We start from the raw sequence: 23,969 nt of genomic DNA, 5'->3' as shown, positions 1-23,969 counted from the left end.
CTTTCTCAACGTTGCGACTCCAGCTTGTTTGAAGCCTTGCTGAATAAGCTCTGGCGATAGCAACTCGGCATATTTTTCAAAAGTATGGAAGGTATTACAGGACTTAAAGGCTGTGGCTAATTCGCTTTCAAAACGCATAAAGAAAATCCGATATCAGATAACTAATATCGGATTTTGAAGCCTTTTAAAGATCGGTCAAATGATCTCGAAAATTTCTTAACTGATCGGCATTACGCTCATGGCGCTGTTTTTTATTCATTCTCAATCGAAGCCTCACCTCCGACTGATTGGGTCATTTTTATCAATGTGTTGCTAAAAAGTCCGCAAGCTACAACATATTAATAATACCGTCAGGATAAAATGGCAGACTGCCGTTCAAAAGATCATCTTCATCAAACCATCGAACAATAAATCGCTCTCCGTCCACTTCAATCCCGGGAATGACATCCCGCTGATAGAATGATTTATCTTTCAGCTCAGCCTCGTAGACAAACACAATTTCATGTCCGGCAGCGCCACTGAATGTAAAGATGTTCTCACTGATTCCCAACAACCTCAGATTATCGATTTCAGCCCCAATTTCTTCGAAGGTTTCTCTGCGAGCTGCATCTGTAGACTTCTCGCCAAATTCAATCCCACCACCGACTGGAATTACATATTTTTCACCTTTAATCGGGTCATACCCTTCAGCTAACAGAATACGATGCTGATGACGAAATAGGCAGACTACTTTAGCTCGGATATGTGGCATAAAAGACTCTCATTTCAAATCACAGCGAATATCTGTCAAATCCTATTCAATCCATCAAATATAATCAATGTTTGAACAACAGACTCAACTTCTGATACAGAGACATCTAAGCATACAGAAAGTATTATTCTCATGAACCATTTTAGTTCATTTGCTCATTTCGCTTATGGGCTAACTTGTTCTGATACATATTTTTATCAGCCTCTGACAATATATCATTGACAACAAGATCTTCTGATTGACCTTGAAAACAATAATATCCGATACTTAAAGAAATCGGTATTTCATGGTTACGCCAGTGTAAAGGATTAGACGCGAAGAAAAGGTGTATTTTGCGGATTATCTGTTCAATATCTTCTGGTTTAGTGGTTCGCTGTAGAATCACAACGAATTCATCACCACCAATTCGAGACATAAAATCGGATGATCTTAAACATTGAGTTAATGACGATGCAGTATGCTTCAAGACTTCATCACCGGCCTCATGCCCTAATGAGTCGTTAATTTTTTTGAACCGATTTAAATCAATATTCAACACTGCTAATTCAATTGTGATTCCGTTTCTTAATTTAATTCTTTCAAACTCATTGAATAGATAACGTCGGTTGGGAAGTTTAGTCAGCTCATCATGCAATGAAAGCTGATGCACACGTAAATAGTTGTTAATCAAAGATAAAATGAGAAAATACCCCACCAGTGATGTGATAGCACCAAGCGTATAAAATAGCATCGCAAAACGATAAATATACTCGATATCATAGATGTTTTTATATTTGGCAAACAACGTCCAATTACTATTAGGCAGAGATATTGGATAGCTGATATCAAATGTATTTAAAACCCTTTCGTCTCCTTCAATTAACTTGTTCGTTGCACCATTATAGTTATTTGCAACCAGCGCGATGTTTACGTCCTTAAGCTGATGAAGATTAGACAAATCAATCAGCTTAGCATAATTGATCACGACGCTAAGACCGCCCCAATATTTTGTATTATGTGGCGCATCCGTAAATATCGGATACCTCGCAATCAGTGCAATACCACCTTGCACCAGTTCAAGTGGACCAGCAATAAAAACCTTTTGAGTCTCTCTGGCAATCTGAACTGTTTTATACTGTTGCGGGATGGTACGAAAATCCAACCCAATCGCTTTTTCATTCCCTTTTAAAGGATAAACATGGGATATAATATCATTAGGAGCCAGTCCGATGTTTTTCACCAGATCGGCTTTCGATAAAAATTGCTCGGATACATACTTCCAATTGTCCATTGCAAATTGAGGATTTAAAGCAACAACGGAAGCAAAGCTATCTGCAAGATATGTATCACGAAATATATTCGCTTCGATACTATACCGAACTAGCGCGAGTTCGTGCTGTGTTACCTCTTTGACCTGTTGGCTTTGTTTATCAACAAACCGATCCGTTATCATCTTCACAGCCATAAAAGAGAATAAAACATATCCGATCGTCAATAGACAAAACATCCATGGATTGAATTGATACGCTTTGATAATTTCATACTCCCAATACCAGACATAAACTAAAAACCACCTTTATAATCATATACTAAATATATAAGTTCTGTCGGTATTTTAGCCAAGATATAGCTTGATCCTTCCAATTCCGGAATTGATGTTCTAGAAATGATAACCACCAACTGCCTATGGAGTCGGTGGTTTAAGACAGGAAATAAAAAGCACTGAAAAAGTTGGCGATTTCGCTGGCAAAAACAAGTTATGTCGTGATCTTAAATTTCCCGACTTGAGCAATCAGGTTCTCTGACATCTCATTTAAGTGCTGTGCTTGTATAGCACCGTCCTCAAAATCTTCACTTAAGCGATCAGAAATAACCTTGATGGACTCGGTGTTGGCGTTAATCTCTTTACTAACGACCGCCTGTTCTTCTGCTGCGGTGGCAATCTGTGTCGCCATATTATTGATAGCCTCTGTAGATTCTTTGATTTTTTTGAAGCTCGCTGCGGAATTACTGGTGTCCTCAACACTTTGGATAGCTAAGTTGTGACACTGATTCATTACCTCAACAGCCTCTGAGGTTGTTTCTTGAAGCTTACTGATCATTTGACTGATTTCTTCTGTTGATTTTCGCGTTCTTTCTGAGAGTGAACGCACTTCATCAGCAACGACAGCAAAACCACGCCCCTGCTCACCGGCACGTGCAGCTTCTATTGCAGCATTAAGCGCCAGCAGGTTAGTCTGCTCAGCAATACCGTTAATTGACAAAACGATCGTTGTGATCTGCTCCCCTTGTTGACTAAGCTCTTCAATTACCTCACTGGCACTTTTAACCTCTTCAGAAAGCTTATGAATAGATTCCTCACTCTTTTGTGAAAGCTGATTACCTCTGTTGCTGACTTCAACCATATTTGTAGCACTTTGGGAGGTCTCTTCGGCAATGTTAGCAATTTCTCCTGTCGTGGTCGCCATTTCCGTCATAGCGGTTGCAACCATCGTGATTTCATTCTGTTGGTTAGAGATGCTTAACTGTCTTTCATTTGAAGCTCGAGCACTGAGCTCTGACTGCTTAAGAACGTCACGGGATATCCGATTGACCGTTGAGATGATGCTCTGTAACTTTTCGACAAACAAATTAAAGCTTCTTGCCAAATCGCCTACTTCATCGTTAGTCTTCGCATCAATGCGTACCGTTAGGTCGCCTTCATCCTTAGCGATGTCCTTTAATGCAGCAGATACAGAAAGCAAGTCTGAAAGCATATAACGAAGCGCACCACCCAAAATAACAATTGCCAGTACAAACATAATGACAGCGGTTATGATTTGGTATGTTAGTTGCTTTTGCACCGGCTCAAACAGCACTTTCTTTTGACTCATTAACACCAGATACCAGTCAGTCCCTTTCACGCTGGATACTGTCGATAGGTACTGAACGCCGTTTACTTTCGTATCCAGCAAGTTAGTTTTATCAGCATGTTGAATCAATTCATTTGCCGTGACATCGCGTGTCAGTTCAGTAAAGGACTTGTTTCTTAACTCGGAATTTGGGTGTGCAATTATGGTTCCGGTTGAAGAGAGCAGGAAGGCTGTTCCGTTACCCGGAACCTTAATTGAGAGAATGTCATCTGTGATCTTATCAAGTGGTAAAGTCGCCATCGCAACACCAGCTGCTTTCCCATCAATCAGAACTTTCTTTGAAACGCTGGTGATAAGCACACCGCTTGATGCACCAACGTAGGGTTCACTAAGGTACACATCTGAGTTATCGATAGCATTTTTATACCAAGACCGAGCCTTAGGATTGTAATTGGCCTTGGTATTTAACCCTTTCCCCCGGTAGGTATCACCTGCAACAGTACCATACAGAACCGAACCAAACCCACCCGCCATACTGATTGTCTTAATCTGGCTGGTGATTTTTTCTGTCGTATCCGTTCGGTTTAAAGCTTCAGCAAATGCAGAGACCATATTCTTCTTCTCATTAATCCATTCGCTGATCATTCGAGAACTACTTTCGCCATAAAGCATATTCGAAGATGTGATGCTATTGAGTATTTGCGTCCGAATAGAATAGGCAGAGAGGCTTGCCTGCACAAACGCAAGAGCAGCAACGATTGAGCCGCCAATAATGAGCAGTTTTTTGGTGAGAGTCATGGGTTAACTCCTTTTTTAACATTTTTGTCACTTAAGTATAGTCGTTTAATGATCTTAAACACTATTAAGATGGTAAGGTCACCGCTAAAGAAAGTGATGTTCCATAACAAGGCAACCCTGCTCATCGGGACGGTTCATCGGGTATTACATTGGTCGATTCAGACTTGTTAATATGGTATACGGGCTTTAAATATAAAGCTTGTAGCTTCCAAATATCCTCAATTGAATGTAATGCGTAAATGGATAGGATCAAAAATAAATCTATTTTATGTTATAAAAATGTTATTAACATCACTAACTGGGATAGGATAATGGAAACTATTTCCGATTTTATGATTTTCAATCGCATTCAACCAAAAGCGCCCCCTTTCGGAGCGCTCTCAATCTTACTGCCAGTCGAGGATGACTTTCCCGGAAGCCCCGCTACACATGGTGTCAAAGCCTTGCTGGAAATCATCAATCTTATAATGATGGGTGATAATCGGGGTCAGATCGAGGCCGGATTGAATCAGGCTCGCCATCTTGTACCAAGTCTCGAACATCTCCCTGCCGTAAATGCCTTTGATCACCAAACCTTTAAAAATCACCTGATTCCAGTCGATAGCCATGTCCGATGGCGGAATACCCAATAGTGCAATTCGTCCACCGTGATTCATGGTTTCCAACATAGCCTGAAATGCTGCCGGTACACCGGACATTTCTAAACCGACATCAAACCCTTCAGTCATGCCCAGCTCAGCCATGACATCATTGAGACGTTCTTCTGCTACATTAACTGCACGTGTGACGCCCATTTCCTCCGCTAGTTGTAAACGATACGGGTTCACATCTGTAATCACCACATGGCGAGCCCCGACATGTTTCGCAACCGCAGCAGCCATAATCCCAATCGGCCCGGCCCCGGTGATCAACACATCTTCCCCGACCATATCGAACGAAAGTGCGGTATGAACAGCATTACCGAACGGGTCAAAAATCGCGGCCAGATCATCAGAGATACCATCCGGTATTTTAAACGCATTGTAAGCCGGAATGACCAGATACTCGGCAAATGCACCAGTCCGGTTAACACCGACACCAATCGTATTGCGGCACAAATGGGTTCTGCCGCCACGACAATTACGACAGTGACCACAAGTAATATGCCCCTCTCCGGAAACACGGTCACCGATAGAGAAACCGCGGACTTCCTGCCCGATACCAACCACTTCACCGACATATTCATGACCAACAACCATCGGAACCGGTATCGTTTTTTGGGACCATTCATCCCAGTTATAAATATGGACGTCCGTGCCGCAAATTGCAGTCTTCTTAATCTTGATCAGCAGATCATTATGTCCCATCACTGGCATCTCGACCGAGGTCATCCAGATACCCTGCTCTGGTTTTAGCTTTGATAATGCTTTAATTTTCATATGACTGTCTCTGTCACAATGTTCTCAACGATCATCCGTGCCTGATGACAAGCACGATGACGCTCAGTGTCGACGGTGGGTCTCATTGCCATCCGGTGACACTGCTGAATTGTTCAATCATCAACCTTCAATGATACCCATCTCACGGCCAACCTGAATAAATACATCAATTGCTCTGTCAAGTTGTGCTTTTGAATGTGCTGCAGACATCTGAGTACGGATCCGCGCTTGTCCCTTCGGAACGACAGGATAAGAGAATCCAACCACATAGATACCCAGTGCCAAAGCACGCTCAGCAAACTCAGCCGCAACTTTGGCATCACCCAACATAATTGGAATAATGGCATGATCTGCACCCGCGAGCGTAAACCCAGCCTCACTCATGCGTTGACGGAAATGCGCAGCGTTCTCCCACAAGCGGATTCTCAGCTCACTGCTTTCAGCCAGTAAATCTAACACCCGAATCGAAGCTGCAACAATCGCCGGCGCAACCGAGTTAGAAAACAGATAAGGCCGGGAGCGCTGACGCAACCAATCAATCACTTCTTTTTTCCCGGCAGTATAACCACCGGAAGCCCCACCCATCGCTTTACCGAGCGTACCGGTAATCAGATCCACCCGGTCAATCACTTGATGATATTCATGCGTGCCGCGTCCATTATCACCCATAAAACCAACCGCATGAGAGTCATCTACCATCACCAAAGCATCATATTGGTCTGCCAGATCACAGATAGCAGGAAGGTTCGCCACCACGCCATCCATAGAAAAAACCCCATCTGTCACGATCATTTTATGCCGCGCACCCGCTTGATCAGCCGCAATTAACTGCTGCTCCAACTCTGCCATATTGTTATTGCTATAACGAAAACGCATTGCTTTACACAACCGAACCCCGTCAATAATCGAGGCGTGATTCAATGCATCGGAAATGATCGCATCTTGTTTATCGAGCAGTGTTTCAAACAATCCGGCATTGGCATCGAAACATGAGGTATACAGAATGGTATCTTCCTTTCCCAGAAAGGCAGAGAGCTTCTGCTCCAGCGTTTTGTGGATATCTTGCGTACCACAAATAAACCGCACCGAAGCCATCCCGAATCCATGACTATCCATCCCGTCCTCTGCCGCTTTAATCAGCTCTGGGTGGTCAGCCAGCCCCAGATAGTTATTGGCACAAAAATTCAAAACTTCATCACCGGTGTTGATATGAACAGCGGCTTGCTGTGCAGAGGTAATGATACGCTCCGACTTATACAGACCTTCTTCTTTGATAACTTCGATCTGTTGCTGAATGTGTTCGTAAAATGCAGAAGACATAAGATTTCCTTGGTATTTTTAGTTCACCGTCGTTGATGATACCGCAATATTTACACTGTAAAGATACGTCATTCAACCGTGTAATCGATATGGTGAAAGGCGATTATCCCTTATCGGGGCAAATGATTATTGAATTTAATTCACAAATAAAACGTATTCTTATTTGTTCAGTCTGCTCAAGCTTTAATATCGCCCATTGGCTCTATTTTTGTAATCAATATCACAGAATGGGATGAGTAACACAGTTTCACAGTGATCTCATTGATCTTGATTTCACTTGGAATTTATCATTGGAACCGGTTTCAAAATGACAATATTATCAAATTTCTGGAGGAGTCCAATGAACCCGAAATTTCCGGAGAACTTTCTGTGGGGAGGCGCTGTTGCCGCTCACCAACTTGAAGGTGGCTGGGACAAAGATGGCAAAGGAATGAGTATTATCGATGTTGTCACTGCCGGTGCTTATGGCAAACAACGCAAGATTACCGACGGTATTCAGCCAGATGAATTTTATCCGAACCACGAAGCAATCGATTTTCACGGGCGCTACAAAGAAGACATCAAACTCTTTGCCGAAATGGGATTCAAATGTTTCAGAACCAGTATCGCCTGGACGCGTATTTTCCCGACCGGTGAAGAAGAAACCCCATGTGAAGCGGGATTACAGTTCTACGATGATATGTTCGATGAACTACTGAAATACAATATTGAACCGGTCATCACTCTTAGCCATTTCGAAATGCCTTACCATCTGGCTCAGAAATATGATGGCTGGATGAGCCGGGAAGTCATTGATCTGTTTGTTAAATATGCGATGACGGTGATTGAGCGTTATCAGCACAAAGTGAAGTACTGGATGACATTCAATGAAATCAATAACCAGAAGAATGTTGCTCTCGATATTTTTGGCTGGACCTGTTCAGGCGTCAAGTTCACGCAGAAAGAAAAACCTGAAGAAGCAATGTATCAAGCCGCTCACCACCAATTTGTTGCCAGTGCCAAAGTGGTTGCCCGGGCTCATGCCCTGAATCCGGCACTGAAAATCGGTTGTATGGTGGCAATGGTGCCATTCTACCCTTATTCATCTCATCCCGATGATGTCATGTTGGCACAAGTTGCCATGCGGGATCGTTTTATTTTCGCAGATGTGATGGCGAAAGGTCACTATCCGACTTATGTCTACAAAGAGTGGGAAAGTAAGGGATATCACATTCAAATCGCAGAAGGTGATGAAGCCATTCTGCAAGCCGGAGCAGTCGATTACATCGGTTTCAGTTATTACATGTCCAATACGGTAAACTCTCAGGCAACTGAAAGCAATCAGGAAGAACTGGTTGATGGCAGCCGTAAACATGCTGTCCGTAATCCGTTTTTAAAAGCCAGTGACTGGGGATGGCAGATTGATCCTGTCGGTTTGCGATATAGCCTGACAGCCCTCTATGAACGTTACGAAAAACCGCTGTTTATTGTTGAAAATGGCTTGGGTGCCGTTGATAAAGTCGAAGCAAACGGTGAAATTAACGATGACTACCGGATCGATTATCTGCGTGCCCATATTCAGGAAATAGCGAAAGCCATCCATATCGATGGTGTCGAACTGATGGGGTATACCCCTTGGGGATGTATTGATCTGGTCTCTTTTACGACCGGTGAAATGAAAAAACGCTACGGGTTTATCTATGTTGATAAGCATGATGATAATACCGGTACACTACAACGCTCACGGAAAAAATCATTTTATTGGTATAAAAATGTGATTGCCTCTGACGGTTCTGAACTCTAACCGCAAAGCACATGTTCTGAACAGCGTTCATTGCGTCTTTCAAGCTCAAAACCAAGGTTGAAAGGCGTAATGAAACTTCGCTGACACCGTTGATTTTTAACCCGACAGATTACGCCTTTCTCCCTTGATTCTTTGTCGGATACCACACTCCTCTTAGCAAAACCAACGCAGATACAACAAATATATGAACTTCCTTCAATAAAGCATCATTGCATTGAATCATTAGACCACTCATCTGAACGTTATTGATTACCATATGCAAGCGTATCGGTTCAGCATCTCATTATAATGAATAATAGAAAACGAGCCCTTTACTGAGCGCTCGAGATATGTTAATTTTTGATTGGCAATCAAAATAAAGCACTGACATTTCCTGAATGATAAAAACAAGTTTCCTCCTCAACAAGGAATATCACAATGAATCAATCTAAACATCACGGAGGAAGTGAGGTTACTTTTGGACCTGACGAACTCTTAGTTTCAGCAACCGATTTGGATAGTTACATCACTTATGTCAACGATGAGTTTTGTAAAGTTTCAGGTTTTAGTGCGGCAGAGCTCATTGGCAAACCACATAACATGGTGCGCCACCCCGACATGCCTAAAGCTGCGTTTAAAGATATGTGGACTCAGCTGCAACAAGGACGGAGCTGGCATGGAATGGTGAAAAATCGTTGTAAAGACGGACGCTTCTACTGGGTTGATGCGTTTGTCACACCGCTGTATGAAGGTGATAAAATTATTGGCTATCAGTCGGTCCGGCGTTGTCCCCAACGTGAACATATTCAAGCTGCCGAAACACTCTACACCCGGATCAACCAAGGGAAACGTCGCTTTTCTCTTCGGGAAAACAACGCCCTGAAGTTACTATTCTCCGCGATATTCGCCGGAGGGCTGTTTCTTGGAGCACTGGCTTTTTCAGGCATAGTGACAGCAATGGTGCTATTGCTCTTCATCCTGACATTTATCTACCTGTATCATGATGAACTGGTCAAACTGCCCAAGTATCTCAAACAGCGCCAATCGGTGACGGAGAGTCCGTCACGGATGGTTTTTGGTGGGCCGGGGCTGATTGGTAAGCTCCGTTATGATAACCAGTTTCAAGATGCCAAAATAAAAACAATCCTCGGCAGAAGTGCAGATAACGGTGCTTATTTGATCGCCTTGTCACAGAAAATGAAAGATATCAGCCGGCACTCACTCGATAGTATTGAAGCTGAAACAAGCGAACTGACCCATCTGGCGAGCGCTGCGACTCAGGTCACACAGACGATCCATGACGTGAACACCAATCTCAGCTCAACCCATGATTACGTTCAGCAAGTGAAAAACGAATGTAGTCAGGCGGTGCAAACCCTTCATACCAATGGAGAGTCTTTAAGTCACCTGCATCAAGGTATCGGAGAAGCCGCAGCGACCTTGCGTAAACTCACCGAAGATACCGATAACATCTCAAAAGTGATGGAAGAAATTCAGGGCGTTGCGGATCAGACCAATCTACTGGCACTCAATGCAGCGATTGAAGCGGCAAGGGCTGGTGAGCAAGGGAGAGGATTTGCCGTCGTCGCCGGAGAAGTCCGTAATCTTGCCGGCCGAACGCAAAACGCCACGCAGAGTATTCAGAAATCGGTCGCTGATTTGCAAACATCGATGCATAACTGGCAGAAAACGATGCTCCAAAATCAGGACACTGCGGATCATTGCAATCAAGAATCACAAACGGTGCAGCAAATGATGAATGCAGTCCAGGAACAGATATCGATACTCGAAGAGAAGTCAGCTCAGATTGCAGTCGCTATGGAAGAACAAGGAACCGTGATTGCCGATATGACGAAAAATATGAATGATGCTCAGCAGCACGCTGTCGAGAATTATAAACTGGTCACGCAAGTCAGTGAATATGCGACACAAACTGATGAGCAAGCGATTTCTATTGCCCAACTGAGCAGTACCTTTCGCTAAATGATTCATTCCGGTTGCTCAAAGCAACTTAACCGGACACATCTCAAAAAAAAGAGGGAAGCAAATGCTTCCCTCTTTTCATCAATATCACCAAATTATGCTTCGGTACGACGTCGGCTATGACCACGCTCACCACGGTAAGAACCACGGTTATCTCCGCCACGGTTGCGATCAAAACGACGCTCACCTTCACGGCGGCCATTTTCACGGAAACCACGTCCTTCGCCACGACTGTCGCGGTTCGCACCGCCATCACGACGACCACGCGACTCACGGAAATCATCAAAGTCACACACAACAGCACCAACATCTTTCTGACGAATCCGAAGTTTGCGTAACTTGCGGGTCACATCTGAAGACATACTTTTTGGTAACTGAACAAACGTATGGCCCTGTGCCAGTTTAATCGCACCAATTGAATTTTTGCCAAGACCCAGCTCGTTTGCCAGTGCACCGACAATATCTTTTACCTGCACACCTTGTTCACGGCCGACTTGCAGCTGGTAGGTATCCCAGTCTTGAGTATCCTGACCATATCCACGGCGGTTATTATTAGTACCACCTTCACGACGCTCACGACGACGTGATTTCTCACGCTCAATCTCAGCAATCATTGGATCTTCGCCGACATAGAATAATGGACGTTTACCCTGTTGACGCTTCAGTAACATCGCTGCCAGTGTGGTCGTATCAATGTCCAGAGAATCTCTGAGGCTTTCAACCAGCTCGGAAAATTTTTCCAAGGCTTTATGTTCTTTTTCAGTTTCAAGTTCCTGACTCAGCTGCACTAAACGCGCCTGAGCAACTTTGTCACGATGCGGTAACTGAATTTCTTCCATAGAAGAACGTGTAACCCGCTCAATGGTACGCAACATGCGGATCTGGTTGGTACGGACCAACAGGATCGCTTTCCCTTTGCGTCCGGCACGACCGGTACGGCCGATACGGTGAATATAAGATTCTACGTCAAATGGGATATCATAGTTGAATACGTGCGTAATCCGCGGCACATCCAGCCCACGTGCAACCACATCAGTCGCAACCAGAATGTCAGTCACACCTTTTTTGATATGCTCAACTGTTCTTTCACGCAGAGACTGAGGAATATCACCATGCAAAGCTGTTGCTTTGAATCCACGAGAAGACAGCCAGTCAGCCAGACGTTCGGTATCTTGACGGGTACGGACGAAAACAATTGATGCATCCGTTTCTTCCGTTTCAAGCAAGCGAGCCATGGCTTCGTCTTTTTCAACACCTTTCACAACCCAGAATTGCTGCTCTACTTTTGCAACAGTCTGGTTTGCACCGGCGACGTCAACCCGAGCCGGATCACGCAGGAAACGGTCAACGATATCTTTCACCATCGGCGGCATCGTTGCTGAGAACAAAACACGCTGAGCACTTTCAGGGGCTTGTTCCATAATCCAAGTCACATCATCGACGAAACCCATTTTCAGCATTTCATCAGCTTCATCGAGAATGAAGGTGTGGCACTCATCTAAATGGAGACGATCACGGGTAATTAAATCTTTAACCCGTCCCGGTGTACCGACGACGATATGAGCACCAGCTCTGAGTGCACGCATCTGATCAACGATCGATGCGCCACCATAAATTTCTAACACTTTCAGGCCGGCAATATTTTGACCTAAGGTTTTGATTTCTGCTGCAACCTGAATTGCCAGCTCACGCGTCGGTGCCATCACAATCGCCTGAGGCTTATGCTGATTCATAATCAGTTTGTTGAGCAGAGGTAGAGAGAATGCTGCGGTTTTTCCGGTACCGGTTTGTGCTTTACCTAAAGCATCACGACCTTCCAACAAAAATGGAATTGCAGCAGCCTGAATAGGTGTAGGAGAAACGAAGCCCATATTTTCCAGAGCGGAGAGGATTTCGTTTTTGAGCGCTAATTCTTTAAATTGAATCACATTATCTTGCATGGGGTTCCCACTAATTTTGATGAATAACAAGGCCCCATGCGCTTTACCATTTCTAATCCAGTCAAGGATAGATTCCTTTCCGTGCGGTATGAATTAAAGTCCGCTTTAAAGCGACGAGGGACATAACAAAGGAGGCGGATTATTCCTTAAATGCATAAAAAAATCTAGAAAAAATTGAAATTCATCACATATTTTTCTCAATGCGGACAAAAACATCCTTTTAATTCCGCGACATAACATATTGTCATGATTTTTTACAACCCATCGCCTCGGATTTGACGTGACATTATATCAATGAAGAGCAACTTGATACAGCGACATGAACATCTGCCATATCACGTTGCAATGGTATCTGAACACTCACAAGACACGATAATGCCGACTGAGACGCATTCTTTCAAAAGCCCAATGCCAACATACGACATCGCAGGTATGCTCATAAGGGAATCATATACTTTCCCCCGATTACCGAGTACCATGTGAGAGTATTATAGTATTTACGGATATTTCGCAGATCTTCGATGCCACGCACTGGAGAATACTTCGCGAAATTGGGGAGAACACTCTCTCCTGAGCCAAAAGATGAAAGGTTAAAATAATATCTGATGTTTCAAGACAATCCATTACTTGCCCAGTTAAAACAACAGATTCAGGAGAATCTGCCGAAAAAAGAAGGAACCATCAAAGCAACTGATAAAGGTTTCGGCTTTTTAGAAATCGACAGTAAAAACAGTGTCTTTATCCCACCGCCTTACATGAAAAAATCAATGCATGGCGATAAAGTCGTTGCCATTATCCGTACTGAGAATGAACGTGAAGTTGCCGAACCACTAGAGTTAATCGAACCCGCCCTCTCTCGCTTTATCGGCCGTGTTAAATTGCACAAAGGCAAACTCAATGTCGCACCGGATCATCCACAGCTGAAAAAACAGCCGCTGAAAGCCAAAGTCCAAAAGGGTCTGGATCCCAATACAATTGCGGAAAACGATTGGGTGGTTGCACAACTGACACGTCACCCGCTCAAAGGTGACAATGGTTTTTTTGTTGAAATTACCCATAAGATCACTGATGCCGACGATAAAATCGCGCCTTGGTGGGTCACACTGGCTGAAAACGATTTGCCAAATCAGGAACCTGCAGGGATTGAAAACTGGGAACAGAAAGATGACCCGGCACTTGTACGGGTTGATTTAACCGATGTTCCATTTGTCACCATTGATGGTGCTTCGACTCAGGATATGGACGATGCGCTGTACGCAAAGCGCACAGAATCCGGGGATTTTGAGTTAACCATTGCGATTGCAGATCCGACCGCTTATATCACACCTGATGACCAGATGGATAAAGTTGCCCGTGAACGTGGCTTTACGATTTATCTGCCGGGACGCAACATTCCAATGCTGCCGAGAGAGCTTGCTGACAACTTATGTTCACTGCGGGAAGGTGAAGTCCGCCCGGCGCTGTGCTGTACCGTCACCGTGGCTCAGGACGGCACCCTGCAAGATGATATCCGCTTCTTCTCAGCACAAATTCAATCTCACGCACGTCTGGTTTACGATCACGTCTCAGACTGGCTGGAGCTTGGAGAATCGAGTGACTGGACACCTTCAGATGAAATTGCTCAGGTCGTCCGCGATCTGTACGCCTTTTCTCAGGCTCGTATCTCATGGCGGGAAACTCACGCTGTGGTTTTCCCTGACAGACCGGACTACCGCTTTGAACTCAGTGAAGATAACGATGTCATTGCCATTCATGCCGACATGCGCCGAAGTGCCAACCGTCTGGTTGAAGAAGCGATGGTAACGGCGAACGTCTGTGCCGGTAAAGTGCTTCAGCAGCAATTCGGTACCGGCGTATTTAATGTCCACGACGGTTTTAAAACGGAGCGGATAGCCGATGTAATTGCGCTCATTACCGAGCACGGTATGAATGATCACAACGATGAAACGGTCAAAACGCTGGCAGGCTTTTCCGCGCTACGTCGTTGGCTCGCCACACAAGACACCAGTTATTTGGATAATCGTATTCGTAAATTCCAAAGCTATAGTGAAATCAGCAATCAGCCGGCACCACATTTTGCTATGGGGCTGGATGTCTATGCGACGTGGACATCCCCGATCCGCAAATATGGCGATATGATTAATCACCGCTTATTGAAGTCTTATATTATGGGTAAACCCCCGGTGCAAATGCCGGATGAACAAGTCGGTGAAGAGCTGGCCATCCATCGTAAGCATCATAAGATTGCTGAAAGAAGTGTCGGTGACTGGCTTTACGCCCGTACTTTGGCTGAAGAGCCGCAGAAGCAAACTCGCTACCACGCAGAAATCTTTGATATCAATCGTGCCGGCATGCGCGTCAGGTTACTCGAAAACGGTGCTACGGCATTTATTCCTGCACCGCTGATCATGGATAACAAAGAGCGTATCGAATGCCACGCAGATCAAGGTTATATCTATATCGATAAAGCATTGGTGTATAAACTGGGAGATACACTTGAAGTCACCCTCAACGAAGTGAATCAAGAAAACCGGAACATTATTGCTAAACCAACAGCAGTTTTTGCGGAGCCACCTCAAAACGACATCTCAGAAACGGCTTAATTCTGCACAGAGTTCACAATCTATATTGCATAAAAAAAGGTATTCAGATGAATACCTTTTTTATTTTACATCAACCGTAATGATTAAATCAGATCATGCTCAATATCAATTAAACATCATCAAACCCAGATCCATTAAGACCAAAATAGAGATTTCGGATCTTTCTCAACTTCTCGGATTAACGCTGTTAAATCTTCACTGCGTCCCAAGAAGGGATACGGCATCCACGCGTTTTTACCATCCGGCACATAAAGCGTCCACACTCGCGCGTGCTGATCCCACTGAATCTTTGCTACGGGTGTTGAATAATCATAATGACTGGAATCAAGCTTATAATGGTGTTTGAGAAACTGGACACCGTCCACAATCGGCTCAAAACATGACTTACCAATACCAACCGGCAATCCCTGATTGCGGTTTTGGCATAATAGTTCAGCTCGGTGTTCGATCTGACGTTGTAATAGGTTAACGACCGTCATCTATCCCTCAAATAAGCTTCTAATCAACTGAGATAGGCAATCATGACATATTTTTCATTCTGGTTGCATTGATCTCACAATGTACAGAGTATAAACCATTCCCCCCTTCAGCACGACACACAAAGATGAATTCTGCCTGCCCTATCAAAAGAAGGTTTCAGTTAGGGGCTGTTGACCTTTCGTGATGGTTTTTGCAGCAATTTGTCGTGCATTTAGTCAAGGCAGGTCATGTGAAGTGTAGCGATCTACATGAACCATGACCTAACGCTGGATAAATGAGCGACAAATGCTGCCCAGAGGGTTCATCTGAACGTGTCTTGCTCTTTGTTGCAGGTCATTTGCTTAGGATAGCTAAGCGGCATGCCCCGCGCCGCGATCAATACCCGTTCAGATTGAACAAAATTCAACCACGACAGGTCAACAACCCCTAGCATCATCTATCAAAGCGACGAATAATATTCGTGACGGTGGCCACTGATTAGCCAAAATCGAGATACAGTTGCAAAAGACTCTCTGAGTCTGTCCGAACATGACATGCAGCGATGCTTCTAAAACAGACAGTCACAAAAATGTCATCAAAATCTCATAGTATCGGAGCTTTATTACATAACTTGGAGTGGATTATGTTGCGGGTTGTTATCGGCCTATTTCTCAGTGTATGGGTAATGTCATCGCAGGTTGTTGCCAAAGAAATCAATATATCAGGGTCAACGTCGGTCGCACGGATTATGGATGTCCTCGCCGAAGACTATAATAAAGCTCATCCTGAAAACTTCGTCGCTGTTCAGGGCGTGGGATCAACCGCAGGTATTACTTTGTTGAAAAAAGGGGTTGCCGATATTGCAATGAGCTCGCGCTACCTGACTGAAGGTGAGCTGGATGAAAATTTAGAAATTAGACTCATCGCATATGATGGTTTGGCAATTGTGGTAAATCTCGCCAATCCGATCGAAAATCTGACCCGAGATCAACTCTACAAAATTTATAAAGGCCAGATTAGCAACTGGAAAGAGTTAGGGGGCAGAGATCAGAGAATTGCAGTCGTGACACGAGAAGCATCTTCCGGCTCCCGATTCAGTTTTGAGAGCTTGTTAGGATTAACCCGTGTCGTCAACAATCGTCTGGTTTCCGATATCAATCCAAGTAATCTGGTTGTCAACAGTAACAGCATGGTCAAAACGCTGGTCAATCACAACCCCCGGGCTATCGGCTTTATTTCAACCGGTTCGGTTGATCAGTCCATTAAAGCCGTCTCATTTGAAGGGGTGAACGCATCCACCAAAACGATTTCGGATGGTTCATATCAACTTTCCAGACCATTTTTAGTCATTGATTATTCAGATAAAGCCAATTCGGAAACCCAAGACTTTATCAAATATCTCCAATCGGATCGGGCACGGGAACTGATTTACAGTTATGGATATATTCCGTCGATAAAATAATTCTTTTGGAATCTCATTAAAAAGGACTGGCAATGCCAGTCCTTTTTAATTGTGCAGAACACTTCATAACCATTAAACGATAGGTTTTTCCTGTGGTGGTAAATCCTGCTGACGTAGCTTTTCGTTTTTCAGAGTCCGGTGTAGTAACTGGCTATATAGTGGTTCTCCACCGAGCAACTGAGCAAAGACAACTGCACCTAACACCGTAATAATTAATGGTAGAATCAAGTAATAGTTATTGGTCATCTCGATGACCAATAAAATCCCCGTGATCGGTGCCCGAACAGTTGCCGCGAATAATGCCCCCATCCCTGCAATTGCAAACATTCCCGGATCGAACGCCAGCTCAGGCAAGAAATTATGTGAAATCAGGCCAAATGCATAACCAAACAATGTCCCCAAGGCCAACATCGGAGCAAAAATACCACCGGGCGCACCAGAACCAAAGCAGAGCATTGTCGTTAAGATGCGTCCTAAAAATAGTAGCATCAACAAACCCGCAGTGTATCCGCCATTGGTAATGACAGGAATCAGTGCGATACCACCACCGGTTAGATCGGGCAGATACAGGAGCAATATGCCGAAACAGCCTCCCAGAAAAGAGCCGACCAATAAGTAACGTTTGCGATCATTGCGATGAATTCTGACAAAAACATCCTGAAAAAATGTCACCAGACGGTTGAAGAACACCCCGAAGATGCCAAATAAAATCCCCAGAAGTAAAAAAAGCCATAATGACTGAATTTCTGGCGCCTGATACTGAGGCATGGTAATCACAGCCGCCTGACCGTTAATCATCCGAAACACTATATTCGCGAAAACCGAAGAAATGATGACCGCTTTAATCGAAATCAGCGTGTAACGAAACTGAGGACGCATCTCTTCAACCACAAACATAATCCCGGCCAGTGGTGCATTAAATGCCGCCGATAACCCACCGGCAGCACCGGCAGCCAGCAATGAGTGCCGGGCGTCATCATTTTTAACTCTGAACAGACCAGAGATCATCCGACCGATCGCGCCCCCCATTTGAACCGTCGGACCTTCACGTCCCAGCACCATACCTGACCCCAGCGCGCCAAGTCCGCCGAAAAACTTCACGGGCAACACTCGCCACCAACGGATTTGTCGCATCCCGTCCATCGCGCCTTCGATTTCAGGAATTCCTGAACCGGCAGCTTCCGGAGCAAAACGGTGCACCAGAAAATAACCGATAAAAGCCAACCCCGCGCTGATCAAAAAAGCGGCGAGCCAAAGCGGCAGGACATTACCAATTTCACTAATCAGCCAACTGGTGCGTGTTTCTGAAACAAAATGAATCCCCAACTCAAAGTAGGTTCCGGCCAGGCCAGATAAAATCCCGACGAGAATAGAAAGCAATAAAACAGAGACTGGTGTCTTATCTTTTGAGAGAAACTGATTAATGGCATCTTTAGGCACTTTAGCTAACAGGGAAGGTTTGAATCTCTCTTTAGATCTCATTGAGTTAAGGCCTCACAAATGAAAATATCAATATCAACGGGCGTGAATTATACGCATCCTTATCATCTTCTATAGTTGCAATATTGCAATGTTGTATTTCATATATACGTGGTTCATGTTCTAGAAGCGACTTCACCAATTGAAAGCATTCCGCTATCTGTTCCACTATCTGATGATAACCACAGTTGCCGGTGAAAAACAAATCTGTGAACCACATAAAAAAACGCTACAACAAACGATCATCACACTTGAAATATCCGTATACCAAACCATAATCAAAGTGTAAGGCAAATGAAATAATCTCAACCGGAGGAACGATTCAGTCTTACATACAATTTGGATACAGGAAGAAAAATCCTAAGACCATTCCCGCCATTAGCTGGTTCATTGACAACCAGATCGCAAGCTCACGATATGAGTCGCGGGAAATAAAGGCGCGCTTTTGTAAGTGCGCCTTTTACATTTTATCCACTTGCAGAATCTCTGTATACTAGCCCTCAGCATTCTTTCTATTTGGAGTTGACGTCATGACTCAACGTATTCCTGCCAATATCATTACCGGATTTCTGGGAACAGGCAAAACCACAGCGATTCTGAATCTGCTTAAAAATAAACCCGCGAATCAAAACTGGGCCGTTTTGGTTAATGAATTCGGTGAAATCGGCATTGATGGTACCCTTTTATCTCAACAGAATGCTTTAGTGAAAGAGGTCCCCGGTGGTTGTATGTGTTGTACAGCCGGAGTGCCGATGTCAGTTGGAATTACAGCGTTGCTCCGCCAAAAACCGGATCGGTTGCTGATTGAACCAACAGGATTAGGACACCCCCGGGAAATCGTAGCGACGCTCACTTCGGTACAATATCAGCCCTATCTGGATTTAAAAGCAACCATTGCGCTGGTCGATCCGCGCAACCTCAGCAATCACAAATATACCACTCACCAAAACTTTAATGACCAATTGGCCTGTGCCGATGTCATCATTGGTAATAAAGTCGATCAATGCCAGGCGAACGATATTGACACTTTCAATGATTGGGTAACTGACCAGCAGCCCGCCAAAATTTTTCACAAACTGACCCGCTTTGGGGATATTCCACTGGAAGTGTTGGAACTTCCCCGTCGGGAAACGCCGCAACCGACCTCGGGGCACGCTTCTACCGACCATCATCATGCCCATGCCGAGCCGGTCTTTCAGTTAGCCCCCGGAGAAAAGTACCTGAGAAAAGAAAATCAGGGCGATGGCTATTATAGCTGTGGCTGGGTGTTCGGGGCGGAAATCCATTTCTCTTTTGATGCGTTATTTTCATTATTCAGTGAGCTGACCGCAGAACGCATCAAAGCAGTGATCAATACCGATCGGGGCTGCTACGCATTTAACGTCAATCATCGCGTTGTCTCCGTGCATGAAATATCACTGGATGGATTTGAGTCGAAAATAGAAGTGATCGATTCCCAACTGATGCCTTGGGATGAGCTGGAACAGATTCTGCTCGGGCTGGGGCAACCGGCGGAACAATGATGTGTCGCCAGAGGAAGTAATACGCCATCTTTCACCTATCAACACGGATAAAGCAATCATAACAGCGTGATGCTGTCATGATTGTTGGCTGAATTGCGGTCAGATCAAGCGTTACGGCTAGATTAACGTTTATTGCGTAAGTAACGTTTACGCCGTTCCTCTTTATGCTTTGCTTTCTCGGCTGCTTTTCTGGTTGCTTCCAGTTCAGCATCAATCAATTCCTGATGGATCATCTCTGGCCGCTCCAGTGTAATTGCCCCAATGGTACCGGCGCGCAGTTCATGTAACAGAATTTCCGATGCTTTATGTAAATCAATCCGGCCACCAGCCCGTAAAGCACCGCGTTTACGGCCAATTGCTTCCATCCATTCGAGATCCGATTGTGGCTCTTCATCAATCTGATAACGCGCTTTCAATAAATCCGGATAAGCCTGAGCCAGATATTCAACCGTGTAAAATGCCACTTCATCGTATTCCATCGCGGTATCTTTCACTGCGCCGGTCGCAGCAAGGCGGAAACCAGAGTGCGGATTCTCCACTTTTGGCCAGAGAATTCCCGGAGTGTCCGATAAAACAATCCCATTTTGCAGGTTAATCCGTTGCTGACGACGTGTGACGGCAGGCTGATTCCCTGTCTGAGCGATTGTCCGTCCGGCCAATGCATTGATAATGGTCGATTTACCAACATTGGGAATTCCCATGATCATTGTCCGAATATTTTTACCGATTTCTTCCCGATGGGGCGCCAGTTTGCGACACAGTTCCATGATCTGATTGACCTCCTGAGTATTCTGGGTCGTAATCGCCAACGCTTTTACCCCTTTCTCTTGCTCAAGGTGCTCAATCCAAAGTGCCGTTGTGGCAGGGTCTGCCAGATCACGTTTGTTCAACACTTTCACGCAGGGCTTGTCCCCCCGAAGTTCGGCAATCATCGGATTTTCGCTACTAAATGGAATACGGGCATCCAGCACTTCAATAATGACATCAATCTGGGGAATGACTTCTTCGATTTCCTTACGTGCTTTATACATATGTCCCGGAAACCATTGGATTGTATTGTTAACCATTTGAAACGAACCTTTCACCGATATCCGTTTGTTCTGTTGCCTCTGAACCGATGCTCTTTGATACATTCAGGGCGTGACAAACGGACGGATTTGATAAAATGCCGGCATTCTAACATGCTCAGTGTGAAATTGGGGATTGTTATTATATCTGACCATGGTGGACGGTACTGACTCCGCCTGCTCCGGAGAAAATCGCACCACTGTGGCTCACGAATAACGATCATTTAGGATCAAAACAGTACAGATAAAAAAGTGCCGCCTAAAGGTAGGGACGGCACAAGAGGTATAGCCATCATTGAGATAGGCTATTTTTTTGCAGATTGGAGATCTTCTGCCACATTTACAGATGAATCGAACTCTGCTGGCGAAACGGGTAAAACCTGACGAACATACTCTCCCGGAGCATCATCGAGTACAGGGTAGTTCTCATTGCCGGTTGCAAACGGTTCAATTTTTTCCTTCGCACAGAAGCCACACAGCCATTCATTCCAGTGAGTCCACCATGAGCCGTCTTGCCGTTGTGCATTGGCCAGCCATTCATCGGCACTATCTTCATGCGTATCATTCAACCAGAAACCATATTTCTTTTTATCCGGATGATTGATAATGCCGGCAATATGACCGGATTCGCCCAACACGAACGTTTTATTACCGCCGGTTTTCATCGCACCGTCATAAGTGCCTTGCCATAACGCAATGTGATCTTCTTTGGTTGAAATGAAATAGCTCGGAATCTTAATCTTATCCAGATCAATCCATACACCACCGACTTTAACGCCTTTATTCTGGATCAGTTTGTTCTCCAGATAGAGATCTCTGAGCAAGAAATTATGGCACGTAGCTGTCACATTGGTGCTGTCACTATTCCAGTACAACAGGTCAAAATCGACAGGATTAGAACCTTTCAGATAGTTATCGACATAGTAATTCCAATAGAGATTATTCTCCCGTAGCAGACTGAATGTCACACTCAATGAACGACCATCCATATACCCACGAGATAGGTTTTGCATCTCAATTGCACTAATGACAGGATCATTGATATAAGCACCGACTTCACCTGGCTGAGAGAAATCCAGCAAGGTCGTAAAGAAAGATGCAGATTTAATCCGTTTTTTCATGCGTTTCGCAGCATAATAAGCAATCGCAGTTGCCAGCAAAGTGCCGCCAATACAATAACCTGCTGCGTTAATCTGTTCCTGTCCGGTAATATCTTCTACGACAGAAACAGCCTTTACCACACCATCGATGACATAGTCTTCATAACCCAACTCGGCCTGTTCTCTGCCCGGATTACGCCAAGACATCATAAAGACACTATGGCCTTGTTCCAGCAGCCAGCGAACCATTGAGTTCTGTTCCCGGAGATCGAGAATGTAGTATTTATTAATAAATGGCGGCACAACCAGCAACGGGGTGCTATAAACTTTTTCAGTCAGCGGTGTGTACTGAATTAGCTCAAACAACTCGTTTCTGAAGACGACTTTACCCGGTGTCGTTGCAACATTCTGACCGACCCGGAATGCATTGTTATTGGTCATCCGAATTTTCAAAATATCGGCACTGGAGGCAACATCCTGTTTCAGTGCTTCCATACCATCAACCAGATTCTTGCCGTTAGACTCAAGCGTCAACCGCAATAATTCCGGATTAGTCGCGATAAAGTTGCTGGGTGACATCGCGTTGATTGTCTGACGCGAAAAGAACCGTAAGCGTTCTTTCACTTTGTCATCCAAACCGTCAATGGCATCAATTGTGTCAAGGTATGTTTTGCCAAACAGTAAATAGGATTGCATGATAAAGTTGTACATGGCGTCATCTTTCCATGACTCATCCGCAAAGCGCTTATCGCCATGTTCCGCTTCAATCAGCAATTCTTTATTACCGGCAAGGGCAACATTTTGCCAAATTTCCAACTGCTTTTGCCACCACGCCATCTGAAGATCGAGTAATGCAGCCGGTTGGTTGGCAGCCCTTTCAAAAAGTTTTGCAGTATCCTCAAAATTCACTTCCTGCATCGCTTTATTCAAGGGCGAACGAAAGACTTCCTGCTGTGCTTCAAAATCAGTCCACCATTTTTGATTGGTTTCCTGAATTTTCATCAGGTAGTCTGAGAAGAAGTGTTGATTCATAACCTACTCCCTAGTTCAGAAAAAAGCCGCCCGCGAAGGCGGCCAAAAGACACGGAGTTACGCAGGAGTGACTGTTGAAATGTTTTCTGAAGTTAATTTCTCAACATCATCTTTAAACTCTTTGGCAATCGCCTGAAGTTTATTGCTGTCATCAACCATTTGTTGAGATAGCTTAGAAAGCGCACCCATTTGCTGAGTGTTGAAAGCGGTTAGAGAAGCAACGTCTTTCACATCACTCGCTGCTTTCATCTGAGCAAGGCCGATATCACTGTAAGTTTTCATTGATTTCAACTGAAGCTGAGTCAATACTTCAACATTTTTAGTCAGTAATTTGTTGAATTTAAAGTAAGGTTCTAATGTTTTCTCTGTTTGATCAGTAAATGATTTAAAGAAATCCGTATACATATTTTCATCTCCAATTGTGGGTCAAATCTTCATTTT

16 protein-coding genes are annotated in these 23,969 nt (G+C 44.5%); 5 read left to right on the top strand and 11 right to left on the bottom strand.

The window, feature by feature from the left end; all coding sequences use genetic code 11:
• Positions 1-328: 328 nt before the first annotated feature.
• The 5 genes from VR7878_RS03580 to VR7878_RS03560 all read right to left on the bottom strand — a co-directional run bounded on the left by VR7878_RS03580 (position 329) and on the right by VR7878_RS03560 (position 7,118).
• Complete coding sequence (locus VR7878_RS03580) at positions 329-751, bottom strand: NUDIX hydrolase (RefSeq protein ID WP_077333537.1); 423 nt, start codon at positions 749-751, stop codon at positions 329-331.
• 142 nt (positions 752-893) lie between these two features.
• Entirely contained in the window at positions 894-2,183 is a 1,290-nt protein-coding gene (locus tag VR7878_RS03575; RefSeq protein WP_235862842.1) for a diguanylate cyclase domain-containing protein, read from the bottom strand.
• 304 nt (positions 2,184-2,487) lie between these two features.
• Positions 2,488-4,380, bottom strand: a complete 1,893-nt coding sequence (locus VR7878_RS03570; RefSeq protein ID WP_077333533.1) for a methyl-accepting chemotaxis protein — start codon at positions 4,378-4,380, stop codon at positions 2,488-2,490.
• 386 nt (positions 4,381-4,766) lie between these two features.
• Entirely contained in the window at positions 4,767-5,798 is a 1,032-nt protein-coding gene (gene tdh, locus VR7878_RS03565) for an L-threonine 3-dehydrogenase (protein WP_077333531.1), read from the bottom strand.
• A 120-nt stretch (positions 5,799-5,918) separates the two neighbouring features.
• Complete coding sequence (locus VR7878_RS03560) at positions 5,919-7,118, bottom strand: glycine C-acetyltransferase (RefSeq protein WP_077333528.1); 1,200 nt, start codon at positions 7,116-7,118, stop codon at positions 5,919-5,921.
• A gap of 340 nt (positions 7,119-7,458) precedes the next feature.
• Between VR7878_RS03560 and VR7878_RS03555 the strand changes: the two genes are divergently transcribed.
• Positions 7,459-8,901, top strand: a complete 1,443-nt coding sequence (locus VR7878_RS03555) for a 6-phospho-beta-glucosidase (RefSeq protein ID WP_077333526.1) — start codon at positions 7,459-7,461, stop codon at positions 8,899-8,901.
• A 417-nt stretch (positions 8,902-9,318) separates the two neighbouring features.
• Positions 9,319-10,863: a methyl-accepting chemotaxis protein gene (locus VR7878_RS03550; protein WP_077333524.1), complete on the top strand. Its 1,545-nt coding sequence runs from the start codon at positions 9,319-9,321 to the stop codon at positions 10,861-10,863.
• A gap of 95 nt (positions 10,864-10,958) precedes the next feature.
• Here the strand turns inward: VR7878_RS03550 and VR7878_RS03545 are convergent, their stop codons facing one another.
• Complete coding sequence (locus tag VR7878_RS03545; protein WP_077333522.1) at positions 10,959-12,803, bottom strand: DEAD/DEAH box helicase; 1,845 nt, start codon at positions 12,801-12,803, stop codon at positions 10,959-10,961.
• A gap of 605 nt (positions 12,804-13,408) precedes the next feature.
• Here VR7878_RS03545 and rnb point away from each other — a divergent pair.
• The gene (rnb, locus tag VR7878_RS03540; RefSeq protein ID WP_077333520.1) at positions 13,409-15,406 is read left to right on the top strand and encodes an exoribonuclease II; all 1,998 of its coding nucleotides are present in this window, start codon (positions 13,409-13,411) and stop codon (positions 15,404-15,406) included.
• 134 nt (positions 15,407-15,540) lie between these two features.
• Here rnb and VR7878_RS03535 read toward each other — a convergent pair whose 3' ends face one another.
• The gene (locus VR7878_RS03535; protein WP_077333518.1) at positions 15,541-15,885 is read right to left on the bottom strand and encodes a DUF3024 domain-containing protein; all 345 of its coding nucleotides are present in this window, start codon (positions 15,883-15,885) and stop codon (positions 15,541-15,543) included.
• 623 nt (positions 15,886-16,508) lie between these two features.
• Here VR7878_RS03535 and VR7878_RS03530 point away from each other — a divergent pair.
• Positions 16,509-17,327: a phosphate ABC transporter substrate-binding protein gene (locus VR7878_RS03530; RefSeq protein WP_077333516.1), complete on the top strand. Its 819-nt coding sequence runs from the start codon at positions 16,509-16,511 to the stop codon at positions 17,325-17,327.
• Positions 17,328-17,399: 72 nt separating this feature from the next.
• Here the strand turns inward: VR7878_RS03530 and clcA are convergent, their stop codons facing one another.
• The gene (gene clcA / locus VR7878_RS03525) at positions 17,400-18,809 is read right to left on the bottom strand and encodes a H(+)/Cl(-) exchange transporter ClcA (RefSeq protein ID WP_077333514.1); all 1,410 of its coding nucleotides are present in this window, start codon (positions 18,807-18,809) and stop codon (positions 17,400-17,402) included.
• 527 nt (positions 18,810-19,336) lie between these two features.
• Here clcA and VR7878_RS03520 point away from each other — a divergent pair.
• Positions 19,337-20,329 (top strand): CobW family GTP-binding protein, encoded by a 993-nt coding sequence (locus VR7878_RS03520; RefSeq protein ID WP_077333512.1) that lies wholly within the window; start codon positions 19,337-19,339, stop codon positions 20,327-20,329.
• Between the two features lie 122 nt (positions 20,330-20,451).
• Here VR7878_RS03520 and ylqF read toward each other — a convergent pair whose 3' ends face one another.
• From ylqF to VR7878_RS03505, 3 genes are all read right to left on the bottom strand, one after another.
• Complete coding sequence (ylqF, locus tag VR7878_RS03515) at positions 20,452-21,396, bottom strand: ribosome biogenesis GTPase YlqF (RefSeq protein WP_077333539.1); 945 nt, start codon at positions 21,394-21,396, stop codon at positions 20,452-20,454.
• 305 nt (positions 21,397-21,701) lie between these two features.
• Positions 21,702-23,528 (bottom strand): class I poly(R)-hydroxyalkanoic acid synthase, encoded by a 1,827-nt coding sequence (gene phaC, locus VR7878_RS03510; RefSeq protein WP_077333510.1) that lies wholly within the window; start codon positions 23,526-23,528, stop codon positions 21,702-21,704.
• Between the two features lie 57 nt (positions 23,529-23,585).
• On the bottom strand, positions 23,586-23,933 hold the full coding sequence (locus tag VR7878_RS03505; RefSeq protein ID WP_077333508.1) for a phasin family protein: 348 nt from the start codon (positions 23,931-23,933) through the stop codon (positions 23,586-23,588).
• Between the last annotated feature and the right edge of the window lie 36 nt (positions 23,934-23,969).

Origin of the sequence: Vibrio ruber DSM 16370 (assembly GCF_900163965.1) — a bacterium.
Lineage (GTDB): Bacteria > Pseudomonadota > Gammaproteobacteria > Enterobacterales > Vibrionaceae > Vibrio > Vibrio ruber.
The sequence above is the reverse complement of the archived record's forward strand: the minus strand, read 5'-3'. Positions and strand labels throughout refer to the sequence as shown.